The 11,603-nt window shown below is 76.0% G+C and carries 7 protein-coding genes and 1 riboswitch; of the genes, 4 read left to right on the forward strand and 3 right to left on the reverse strand.

Annotated elements, in window-relative coordinates; all coding sequences use genetic code 11:
* The first annotated feature begins 10 nt into the window (after positions 1 to 10).
* Together AC3ERT_RS02020 and AC3ERT_RS02025 are read left to right on the forward strand one after the other, a co-directional pair.
* A complete protein-coding gene (locus AC3ERT_RS02020) occupies positions 11 to 1,666 on the forward strand; it encodes a DEAD/DEAH box helicase (RefSeq protein ID WP_435172377.1) in 1,656 nt (551 codons plus the stop codon).
* 150 nt (positions 1,667 to 1,816) lie between these two features.
* Complete coding sequence (locus AC3ERT_RS02025; protein WP_335971408.1) at positions 1,817 to 2,902, forward strand: S-(hydroxymethyl)mycothiol dehydrogenase; 1,086 nt, start codon at positions 1,817 to 1,819, stop codon at positions 2,900 to 2,902.
* Positions 2,903 to 2,965: 63 nt separating this feature from the next.
* On the opposite strand, the gene AC3ERT_RS02030 is transcribed toward AC3ERT_RS02025, so the two are convergent.
* Complete coding sequence (locus tag AC3ERT_RS02030) at positions 2,966 to 4,111, reverse strand: glutathione-independent formaldehyde dehydrogenase (RefSeq protein ID WP_435127641.1); 1,146 nt, start codon at positions 4,109 to 4,111, stop codon at positions 2,966 to 2,968.
* 198 nt (positions 4,112 to 4,309) lie between these two features.
* Here AC3ERT_RS02030 and AC3ERT_RS02035 point away from each other — a divergent pair, with 198 nt between their 5' ends.
* A complete protein-coding gene (locus tag AC3ERT_RS02035) occupies positions 4,310 to 4,891 on the forward strand; it encodes a hypothetical protein (RefSeq protein ID WP_435172378.1) in 582 nt (193 codons plus the stop codon).
* 24 nt (positions 4,892 to 4,915) lie between these two features.
* Here AC3ERT_RS02035 and AC3ERT_RS02040 read toward each other — a convergent pair whose 3' ends face one another.
* Positions 4,916 to 5,860, reverse strand: a complete 945-nt coding sequence (locus tag AC3ERT_RS02040) for a D-2-hydroxyacid dehydrogenase family protein (protein WP_335971415.1) — start codon at positions 5,858 to 5,860, stop codon at positions 4,916 to 4,918.
* Positions 5,861 to 5,981: 121 nt separating this feature from the next.
* Positions 5,982 to 9,650 (reverse strand): cobaltochelatase subunit CobN, encoded by a 3,669-nt coding sequence (gene cobN / locus AC3ERT_RS02045; protein WP_335972206.1) that lies wholly within the window; start codon positions 9,648 to 9,650, stop codon positions 5,982 to 5,984.
* 184 nt (positions 9,651 to 9,834) lie between these two features.
* Positions 9,835 to 9,957: riboswitch (cobalamin riboswitch) on the reverse strand.
* A gap of 84 nt (positions 9,958 to 10,041) precedes the next feature.
* Here cobN and AC3ERT_RS02050 point away from each other — a divergent pair.
* Positions 10,042 to 11,601 (forward strand): hypothetical protein, encoded by a 1,560-nt coding sequence (locus tag AC3ERT_RS02050; protein ID WP_435172379.1) that lies wholly within the window; start codon positions 10,042 to 10,044, stop codon positions 11,599 to 11,601.
* The last annotated feature ends 2 nt before the right edge of the window (positions 11,602 to 11,603 follow it).

Raw genomic sequence — 11,603 nt, forward strand, 5'->3', positions numbered from 1 at the left:
GGCTCCACGCATGCCCGAAAGAACCCGTCAGACGAATACCGGCGGACCGTCCCGCCCCGCCCGGCGCAGGCCCCGCGGCCCCCAGCAGGGCGCCGGCCGCACCGGCTCCCCCCGCGGCGGCGGCCGCCCGGCCGACACCGGCTCCGAGGAGTCCGCGTACACCTCGGCGTACACCACGCAGACCCCCGCGCCGCCGGCCGCGACCACCTTCGCCGAGCTGGACCTGCCCGCCGCCCTGGCCGAGGAGCTGACCCGGCAGGACGTCACCGAGCCGTTCCCGATCCAGGGCGCCACGCTGCCCAGCTCGCTGGCCGGCCGCGACGTGCTCGGCCGGGGCCGGACCGGCTCCGGCAAGACCCTCGCCTTCGGGCTGGCGCTGCTGGCCCGCACCGCGGGCAAGCGCGCCGAACCGCACCAGCCGCTCGCGCTGGTGCTGGTCCCCACCCGCGAACTGGCCCAGCAGGTCACCGACGCGCTCACCCCCTACGCCCGGGCGCTGCGCCTGCGGCTGGCCACCGTCGTCGGCGGGCTGTCGATCGGCCGCCAGGCCGCCGCGCTGCGCACCGGCGCGGAGGTCGTCGTCGCCACCCCGGGACGGCTGCGCGACCTGGTCGACCGCGGCGACTGCCGGCTGGACCAGGTGACGATCACCGTCCTCGACGAGGCCGACCAGATGGCCGACATGGGCTTCCTGCCGCAGGTCACCGCGCTGCTGCGGCTGGTGGTGCCGGACAGCCAGCGGATGCTGTTCTCCGCGACCCTCGACCGCAACGTGGACACGCTGGTGCGGCGGTTCCTGTCCGACCCGGTGGTGCACGCCGTCGACCCGTCGGCCGGCGCCGTGGTGACCATGGAGCACCACGTGCTGCACGTCACCAGCGAGGACAAGCGCGCCGCCACGGTGCGGATCGCCGCCCGTGACGGGCGGGTGCTGCTCTTCCTGGACAGCAAGCGCGCCGTGGACCGGCTGGCGAAGACGCTGCTGGCCAACGGGGTGCGGGCGGCGGCGCTGCACGGCGGGAAGTCCCAGCCGCAGCGCACCCGTACCCTCACGCAGTTCAAGAGCGGCGAGGTCACCGCGCTGGTGGCCACCAACGTCGCGGCCCGCGGCATCCACATCGACGACCTGGACCTGGTGGTCAACGTCGATCCGCCCGCCGACCACAAGGACTACCTGCACCGCGGCGGCCGCACCGCCCGCGCGGGCGCGTCCGGCAGCGTGGTGACGCTGGTGCTGTCCGAGCAGCGGCGCGACATGGAACGGCTGATGGCCAAGGCGCGGATCACCCCGCAGACGGCGAAGGTGCACTCCGAGGACGAGGAACTGGCCCGGATCACCGGTGCCCGGGTGCCGTCCGGGGTGCCGGTGACGATTCCGGTGCCGGCGCAGACGCCGGCCGCGCAGGCTTCCGGCGGGTCCGCCCGGCGCGGGAGCGGGCGGCGCAGGTCGCGCTCGGGCGGCGCGGGCGGTGCCGGTGCCACCGGCGGCGCGGCGGGTGCGCAGGGCGGTACGGGGCGCGGCCGTACGCCCCGGGGCGCGGGTGGTGCCGCCCGCGCCGGGGGTGGTGCGTCGCGCGCCGCCGGGGGCTCCGGCCGGGCGAACGGCGGGGCCGGGCGGGCCGCGGGGGCGCGGACCGGGCAGCCCCGGCGGGGCGGCGCCGCGTAGCTCCGGGGACCGCAGGGGCCGGGCCGCGGGACGGGGAGGGGCCGGGGACCGGCCGCGGGGCCGTTGCGTGGCTTGTCGCGCGGCGGTACCCGGCGCGGGAGAATGCGGGGTCGAGGTTCTCCGGCAGGTACACGTAGAGAGGCGGATGACGTGGCGCAGCAGGTTCGGGGTGTGGTGGCGCGCGGCAAGGGTGCGCCGGTGGCCGTCGAGACGATCGTGGTGCCGGACCCGGGTCCGGGCGAGGCGGTGGTCGCGGTGCAGGCGTGCGGGGTGTGCCACACCGACCTGCACTACCGCGAGGGCGGCATCGGCGAGGACTTCCCCTACCTGCTCGGCCACGAGGCGGCCGGTGTCGTGGAGTCGGTCGGCGAGGGCGTGACCGAGGTCGCGCCCGGGGACTTCGTGGTGCTCAACTGGCGTGCGGTGTGCGGCGACTGCCGGGCCTGCCGGCGCGGCCGGCCCTGGTACTGCTTCGCCACGCACAACGCCCGGCAGAAGATGACGCTGCTGGACGGCACCGAGCTGTCGCCCGCGCTGGGCATCGGCGCGTTCGCCGACAAGACGCTGGTGGCGGCCGGGCAGTGCACCAAGGTCGACCCGGCGGCCTCGCCCGCGGCGGCGGGCCTGCTCGGCTGCGGCGTGATGGCCGGGCTCGGCGCGGCCATCAACACCGGGAACGTGGGCCGGGGCGACTCGGTCGCGGTGATCGGCTGCGGCGGGGTCGGCAACGCGGCGGTGGTCGGCGCCCGGCTCGCGGGCGCCGCGCGGATCATCGCGGTGGACATCGACGACCGCAAGCTCGCCACCGCGCAGCGGCTCGGCGCCACGCACACGGTCAACTCCCGTACCAGCGAGCCGATCGAGGCGATCCGTGAGCTGACCGGCGGGTTCGGCGCGGACGTGGTGATCGAGGCGGTCGGCCGCCCCGAGACGTACACCCAGGCGTTCTACGCCCGCGACCTGGCCGGCACCGTCGTGCTGGTCGGGGTGCCCACGCCGGAGATGCGGCTCGAACTGCCCCTGCTCGACGTGTTCGGCCGCGGCGGCGCCCTGAAGTCGTCCTGGTACGGCGACTGCCTGCCCTCGCGCGACTTCCCGATGCTGATCGACCTCTACCTGCAAGGCCGGCTCGACCTCGACGCGTTCGTCACCGAGACCATCGAACTGACCGATGTGGAGCAGGCGTTCGCCCGTATGCACGAGGGCGACGTGCTGCGGTCGGTGGTCGTTCTCTGAGCGCACCGGGCCGGCCCGCCCCGGGAGTCCGGGGCGGGCCGTCCCACGCGGACCGACGCGGCCTCATGCGGCGAGTGCCGGGTGCAGCACCACCTTCGTGAAGCCCTCCACCCGCTGGTCGAACTTCTCGTACGCCATCGGCGCCTGCTCCAGCGGGAGTTCGTGGCTGACCACGAAGCTGGGGCGGGCCCGGCCGGCGGTGATCAGGTCGCGCAGCTGGCGGTTGTACCGCTTGACGTTGCACTGGCCGGTGCCCATCCGCTGCCCCTTCTCGAACATCTTGCCGATCGAGACGAGCAGTTGGCCGTGCCGGGCGTGCTCGTCGGGCCCGCCGGGGTCGGACGGCACGTACAGGCCGGGGATGCCGAGCCGCCCGGTCGGGCGGACCGTCTCCACCAGCGCGTTGAGCACGGTCGCGGGCTCCTCGTGGCCGCCCTCGTGGCCCTGGGCCTGGTAGCCGACCGCGTCGATGCCCTTGTCGGTGCCCTCGCCGCCGGTGAGGTCCCGGATCTGCTCGGCCGCGTCGCCCTTGGTGAAGTCGATCGGGACCGCCCCGATCTCCTCGGCCTTTGCCAGCCGCTCCGGCACCCGGTCGACGACGAACACCTTGGCGGCGCCGCGCAGCAGCGCGGAGTACGCGGCCATCAGCCCGACCGGCCCGGCGCCGTAGACCGCGACGGACTCGCCGGGGGAGACCTCGGCCAGTTCGCAGCCGTGGTAGCCGGTCGGGAAGATGTCGGCGAGCAGCACGAAGTCCGTCTCGAACTGCTCGCCCGGGGGGAGCTTCAGGCAGTTGAAGTCGGCGAACGGCACCCGCAGGTGCTCGGCCTGACCGCCGGCGTACGGGCCCATGGCCACGTAGCCGTACGCGCCGCCGGCGAAGCCCGGGTTCACCGTGAGGCAGAAGCCGGTGTTGCCGGCCAGGCAGTTCTTGCAGAAGCCGCAGGCGACGTTGAACGGCATGACCACGCGGTCCCCGACCCGCAGGGACGTGACACCGTCGCCGGTCTCCTCGACGATGCCCAGGTTCTCGTGGCCGAAGACGATGCCGGCCTCGGCCGCGGTGCGGCCCTCGTACATGTGCAGGTCCGACCCGCAGATCGCGGAGGACGTCACACGGACCACCACGTCGTTGGGGTGCTGGATGCCGGGGGTGTCGACATCGGCGACTGCGACGGAGAAAGGTTCCTGATAGACGACAGCCTTCATTTTCACCACCTCCGTGGTCCTTCCAGCCAACACCCGCCCCGGCCACATCTCAAACGGAGCCCCGCGCCCCCACCGCCACCCGTGCTCCGCAGGTGGGGGCCATGGGGGTGTAAAGGGGGAGCCAGGAAGCGGGGGCGGGGCGTCAGGGGGGCGTCAAGGGCGGCGGCGGGCGGGGGTGGGGGAACTAGCGTCGGGGCCATGGGACGTGGGGAGTGCTCCGGGGCGGAGCCACGGCTGCGGGCTCGGCTGCGGGTGCGGATACGGGCTCGGCGGCAGGGCGGGCCCGCGGTGGCGTGCGACCGGGCGTGGGCCGGGCGGCTGTGGAGCGCGTACGGCGCGGCCGCGGCGGTACTGGCCGTGGCGCTGGTGACCGACGCGTGGAACGGCCGGCTGAGCGTGCCGCGGCTGGCGGTGTGCGGGGCGCTCGCGCTGGTGCTGTTCGCGATCCTGCTGCCGGCCAGGACCACCGCGGGGGACGGCTGGCTGGACGTGCGCGGGCTGCTGCGCCGGCGGCGGGTGCACACCGACCACCTGGTCTCGGCGCGGTTCCTGGGGGAGATCGACCGCCGGGTGGTGCTGCGCGACGCGTTCGGCGGGCGGGCGTCGGTGGAGGTGCGGGTGCTGGTGGCGAACCCGTTCCTGTGGCACGAACTCGACCGCGGTGCCCGGCGCGCGCACGCCGCCGGGCTGCTGCCGGACCGGTGCGCACTGCGCGAGCTGGCGGAGTCGATTGACGCGGCCGGGGCGCGCGAGTTGCTGACGTCCGCGGGCATGCGCTGAGGCAGGGGCGAACGGGCCCGGCCGTCAGAGGGTGCGGATGGGGGCGCCCGCGCGCCACGCCTCGATGTCCTCCACGGCGTCGGCGTAGAAGATCCGGTAGGTGGTGTCGGTGACGTAGCCCATGTGCGGGGAGAGCAGGGTGCGGGGCGCGGTGCGCAGCCAGTGGCCGTCGGGCAGCGGCTCGGTGTCGTAGACGTCGAGGCCGACGCCGGCCGGGCGGCCGGCGGCCAGGGCGCGGCGCAGCGCGTCCTCGTCGATCAGCCCGAAGCGCGAGGTGTTCACGAGGTAGGCGTCGGGGCGCATGGCGCCGAGTTCGGCGGCGCCGACGATCCCGCGGGTGGCGTCGGCGAGCACCATGTGCACGGTGGCGACCTTCGCGGTGGCGAACAGCTCGTCCTTGCCGACCGCCCGGGCGCCGCCGGCCGCCGCGCGCTCCGCGGTGAGGTGCGGGCTCCAGGCGACCACGTCCATGCCGAACGCGGCGCCCACCGCGGCGACCCGCGCGCCGAGCCGCCCCATGCCGACGACGCCCAGCACCTCGCCCGCCAGGTCCGGTGCGACCCGCCGCTGCCAACCGCCGGCCCGGATCGCGGCGTCGTCGTCGGCGACCTGCCGGACCAGGCCGAGGATCATCGCCCAGGTCAGCTCGGCGGTGCCGGTCGGGTGCGAGCGGGTGCCGCAGACCAGCACGCCGAACTCGGCCGCCGCGGCGAGGTCGATGGCCGCGTTGCGCATGCCGGTGGTGACCAGCAGCCGCAGCCGGGGCAGCCGCCGCAGCACCTCGCGGGGGAAGGCGGTGCGCTCGCGCATCGCCACCACCACGTCGAACGGCTCGAGGGCGGCGACGAGCGCGTCGCGGTCGGCCAGGTGCCGGGGGAAGAAGACCGGCTCGGCCCCGGGCAGCCGCCCGGACCAGTCGGCCAGCGACTCGGCGACCTGCTGGTAGTCGTCCAGTACGGCGACGCGCATCGGCGGTTCTCCTCCTGGTCGGGGGCCCGGACCCGGCTCGGGGTGCCCGGCTCCTGCTGGTCGGATGTCGGTTCCTGCTGGTCGGGTGCCCGGCTCGGGCGATCCTACGGCCGCGCCGGGCTCACTCCTCGCCCTCCCCGGCGTCGCCGCCTTCGAGGTCGCCCTCGGTGTCCAGGAAGACCTGGCGCAGCTCGGCGAGCACCTCGGGGTCGGGCTCGGCCCACATCCCGCGGGACTCCGCCTCCAGCAGGCGTTCGGCGATGCCGTGCAGCGCCCAGGGGTTGGCGTCCTGGAGGAAGGCCCGGTTGGCGGGGTCGAGGACGTACGCCTCGGTGATCCTGTCGTACATCCAGTCGGCGACGACACCGGTGGTCGCGTCGTACCCGAAGAGGTAGTCGACGGTCGCGGCGAGTTCGAAGGCGCCCTTGTAGCCGTGCCGGCGCATCGCCTCGATCCAGCGCGGGTTGACCACGCGGGCGCGGAAGACCCGGGAGGTCTCCTCGACGAGGGTGCGGGTGCGGACGGTCTCGGGACGGGTCGAGTCGCCGATGTACGCCTCGGGGGCGGTGCCGCGCAGCGCCCGTACCGCGGCGACCATGCCGCCGTGGTACTGGAAGTAGTCGTCGGAGTCGGCGATGTCGTGCTCGCGGGTGTCGGTGTTCTTCGCGGCGACGGCGATCCGGCGGTAGGCGGTCTCCATCTCGCCGCGCGCCGGGCGGCCGTCGAGCCCGCGGCCGTAGGCGTAGCCGCCCCAGACGGTGTAGACCTCGGCGAGGTCGGCGTCGGTGCGCCAGTCGCGGGAGTCGATCAGCTGGAGCAGCCCGGCGCCGTACGTGCCCGGCCGGGAGCCGAAGATGCGGGTGGTGGCGCGGCGCTCGTCGCCGTGCTCGGCGAGGTCGGCGCGGGTGTGGGCGCGTACGTGGTTGCGGTCGTCGGGCTCGTCGAGGGAGGCGGCCAGCCGCACCGCGTCGTCGAGCAGGGCGACAGTGTGCGGGAACGCGTCGCGGAAGAAGCCGGAGATGCGCAGGGTGACGTCGATCCGGGGGCGGCCCAGCTCGTCCAGCGGCACCGGCTCCAGGCCGGTGACGCGGCGGGAGGCGTCGTCCCAGACCGGGCGGATGCCGAGCAGGGCCAGCGCCTCGGCGATGTCGTCGCCCGCGGTGCGCATCGCGGAGGTGCCCCACAGCGACAGGCCCACCGACGCCGGCCAGTCGCCGTTGTCGGTGCGGTAGCGGGTCAGCAGCGACTCGGCGAGCGCCTGCCCGGTCTCCCAGGCGAGCCGGGAGGGCACGGCCTTGGGGTCGACGGAGTAGAAGTTGCGGCCGGTGGGCAGCACGTTGACCAGGCCGCGCAGCGGCGAGCCGGACGGCCCGGCGGGCACGAAGCCGCCGGCCAGCGCGTGCACGGTGCGGTCGATCTCGTCGGTGGTCGCGGTGAGCCGGGGGACCACCTCGCGGGCGGCGAACTCCAGGACGGCGGCGACCTGTTCGCCGCTGCCGGCGGTGACGGCGGGCACGGCGGCCGGGTCCCAGCCGGCGTCCTCCATCGCCTGGACCAGGGCGCGGGCGCGCTCCTCGACGGCGTCGGCGGCGGTGCGGGTGGCGGCGGACTCGTCCAGGCCCAGCGCCTCGCGCAGCCCGGGCAGGGCCGCGGTGCCGCCCCAGATCTGCCGGGCGCGCAGGATCGCCAGCACCAGGTTGACCCGGTCGGTACCGGCCGGGGCCTGGCCGAGGACGTGCAGGCCGTCGCGGATCTGGGCGTCCTTGATCTCGCAGAGCCAGCCGTCGACGTGCAGCAGGAAGTCGTCGAAGCCCTCGTCGTCGGGGCGGTCGGCCAGGCCCAGGTCGTGGTCGAGGCGGGCGGCCTGGATGAGGGTCCAGATCTGGGCGCGGATCGCCGGGAGCTTCGCCGGGTCCATGGCCGCGATCTGGGCGTGCTCGTCCATCAGCTGCTCGAGGCGGGCGATGTCGCCGTAGGAGTCGGCGCGGGCCATCGGCGGCACGAGGTGGTCGACGAGGGTGGCGTGGGCGCGGCGCTTGGCCTGGGTGCCCTCGCCCGGGTCGTTGACCAGGAACGGGTAGACCAGCGGCAGGTCGCCCAGGACCGCGTCCGGGCCGCAGGCCGCCGACAGGCCGGCGTTCTTGCCGGGCAGCCACTCCAGGTTGCCGTGCTTGCCGAGGTGGATCATCGCGTCGGCGCCGAAGCCGCCGTCCGCGGCGGGGGCGGCGATCCAGTGGTACGCGGCCAGGTAGTGGTGCGAGGGCGGCAGGTCGGGGTCGTGGTAGATCGCGATCGGGTTCTCGCCGAAGCCGCGCGGCGGCTGGATGAGGACCAGCAGGTTCCCGTGGCGGAGGGCGGCGAGCACGATGTCGCCCTCGGGGTTGCGGCTGCGGTCCACGAACAGCTCGCCGGGCGGCGGGCCCCAGTGCTCCTCGACCGCGTCGCGCAGTTCCCGCGGCAAGGTGGCGTACCAGCGGCGGTAGTCGGCGGCGGGGACCCGGACGGGGTTGCGGGCCAACTGCTCCTCGGTGAGCCAGTCCTGGTCGTGGCCGCCGGCGTCGATGAGGGCGCGGATGAGGGCGTCGCCGGGGTGGAGGGGGGAGCCGTCGGAAGGGGTGACGTCGGAAGGACCGCCGTCGGACGGCGCGTCGAGGCCGGGGACGGGGTCGGGCCCGAAGTCGTAGCCCTCCTCGCGCAGGCGGCGCAGCAGGGCCATCGCGCTGGCGGGGGTGTCGAGGCCGACCGCGTTGCCGATGCGGGAGTGCTTGGTGGGGTAGGCGGACAGCACCAGGGCCAGGCGCTTGTCGGCGGCGGGTATGTGCCGCAGCCGGGCGTGCCGTACGGCGATGCCGGCCACGCGGGCGGCGCGCTCGGGGTCGGCGACGTAGGCGGGCAGGCCGTCGGCGTCGACCTCCTTGAACGAGAACGGGACGGTGATCAGCCGCCCGTCGAACTCGGGCACCGCGATCTGGGTGGCCGCGTCGAGCGGGGAGACGCCCTCGTCGTTGGCCAGCCACGCGGCGCGCGAGCCGGTCAGGCACAGCGCCTGGAGCACGGGGACGTCCAGGCCGGTGAGCGCGCCCGCGTCCCACGCGTCGTCGTCGCCGCCCGCGGACGCGTCGGCGGGGCGGGTGCCGCCGGCGGCGAGCACGGTGGTGACGATCGCGTCGGCGGCGGACAGTTCGGCGACGAGTCCGGGCTCGGGGGTGCGCAGGGAGGCGACGAAGTACGGCAGCGCCCGGGCCCCGGCCGCCTCGATCGCGTCGCACAGGGCGCCGACGAACGCGGTGTTCCCACTCATGTGGTGGGCGCGGTAGTAGAGCACGGCGACGGCGGGGGCGTCCGCGGGCGCCGCGGCGGCCGTACGCTCCAGCGGGCCCCAGGAGGGCGCGGGCGCGGGCGGTTCGAAGCCGTGGCCGGTGAGCAGCACCGTGTCGGACAGGAAGCGGGCGAGCTGCTCCAGGTTGGCCGGGCCGCCGTGCGCCAGGTACGCATGCGCCTCGGCCGCGAGGCCCACCGGCACCGTGGACGCCGCCATCAGCTGGGCGTCCGGCGCCTGTTCGCCGCTCAGCACCACCACCGGCAGGGTCGTCGCCAGCAGCGCGTCCAGCCCCTCCTGCCACGCCCGCAGTCCGCCCAGCAGGCGTACGACGACCAGGCCGACGCCCTCCAGCAGCTCCGGCAGCAGCGCCACGTCCACCCGCGTCGGGTTCGCGAACCGGTACGCCACCGGTCCCCCGGCCGCCCGAGCGCTGAGCAGGTCCGTGTCCGACGTGCTCAGCAGCAGCACCCGTTCGGGATGCGGCCCGCCGAGCCCCTGCTCACCGGCGGGCGAAGGCGCTTCGGCCGGGGGCAGTTCCTCGGCACCCCGCACCGGGGCGGTGGTGCTGGAGTCGGCGGAACGGGGCAACTCGGATGATCCGGTCACAACGAAAACCCTTCCTCGGGGTGTCCGCGCCCCGGGTGGTGTCGGACGGCGGGAGTTCCTGGCTCGCTCGACCGCCGGAGGCACCGGTGGCCAAGTTCACAGTGGCGGGACCGCGCCGGATTCGCACCGGGCTTCCTCCCCTGTCGCCGTCTGCGGCAATGGCGAACCGGAAGGTCCGCACGGGGAGCATAGTAAGCGCCGTAGGCATTCGGCAGATGACCCGATTTGTGGCACGGTCGGTATGCTCGCCGCCATGTCCACCGCCCCCGACCAGCCCGTCCAGCCGCCGCGGCCGGCCGCCGACGCATGCCCGGCGGACGTCAACGCGGCGGTAGGGGAAGGCGCCCGGGCCCCGCGCGGCCGGGCGGACGCCTGCCCGGGGGCCCTTCGGCTGCACACCGCCGACGACGGCGCGCTGGCCAGGGTCCGCGTCCCGGGCGGTGCGCTCGGCGCGGCGCAGGCCGAACGGCTGGGCGAGGCGGCCCGGCGGTTCGGCGACGGTGATGTCCATCTCACTTCGCGCGGCAACGTCCAACTGCGCGGCCTGGCCGCGGGCTGCGGGGCGGAGCTGGCCCAACTGCTGGGCGCGGCCGGGCTGCTGCCGTCGGCGGCGCACGAGCGGGTACGGAACGTCGTGGCGTCGCCGCTGTCGGGCCTGGACGGGCAGGGGCACCTGGACGTCGGGGGCTGGCTGCGGGAGCTGGACGGGCTGCTGTGCGGGAGCGCGGCGGCCGCGGCGCTGTCCGGGCGGTTCCTCTTCGCGCTGGACGACGGGCGCGGCGACGTCGCGGCCCTGGGACCCGACGTGACGCTGCGCGCGGCGCCGGACGGGACGGCGCTGCTGCGGATCGGCCGCAACACGGCCCTCCGCCTTCCCGCCGCCGACGCGCCCCGGGCCGCGCTGCTCGCCGCGGAGGGCTTCCTCGCCGCGGCCACGCCCGACGGCGGCGGCGAGCCCACCGCGTGGCGGGTGGCCGACCTGCCCGACCGCGGCGCGGCCCTCACCGCGGACCTCGCCGGCCGTCTCACCGCACCGCCCGCCACCACCGCGGCCCCGCCCGCCGCCTCCCCCGCCGGCACCCGGGGGGAAGCCGCACACACCGCCTCCCCCGCCGGCACCCGGGGGGAAGCCGCACACACAGCACCCACAGTGCCCCCCGCAATCGGTCCCATCCCGCACCCGGCCGCCCCCGGCGGCCCCCTCGCCCTCTCCGTCCTCGCCCCCCTCGGCCGCCTCACCCCCGACCAGTGGCGCGCCCTGTGCGCGCTCGCCGCCCGCACCCCGGCCGCGCAGCTGCGGCTCACCCCGTGGCGCGGCGCCGTCGTCCCCGGGGTGCCCGCCGACCGGGCCCGGGCGGAGCTGGCCGCGCTCGCGGCGGCCGGACTGGTGACGGACCCGGGCTCCCCGTGGGTGGGCGTGAGCGCGTGTGCCGGGCGGCCCGGCTGCGCGAAGTCGCTCGCCGACGTCCGCGCGGACGCGGCGGCCCTCGTCCACCCGGCACCCGGGGACGCCGAGCCCTCCCGCCCCACCCCCGGGAGCGGGGAACCCGGGGACACACAGCCCGAGGGCACACAACCCGGGAGCGGGGAACCCGGGGGCACCACCCCCCGCCCCCTCCCCGTCCACTGGTCCGGCTGCTCCCGCGCCTGCGGCCGCCCCCGCACCCCCGACCGCGTCGAAGTCGTCGCCACCTCGAACGGCTACCGTGTGGACCTCTTCCGTACCGGGGCCCCGCTGCGAAGCGCCCACCCCCGGCCCGCCGACCTCGCCGCCACCGTGGCGGCCGCGCGCCGCGGCGCGCCGACCGAATGAGC

This window comes from Actinacidiphila sp. bgisy145 (genome assembly GCF_057708125.1).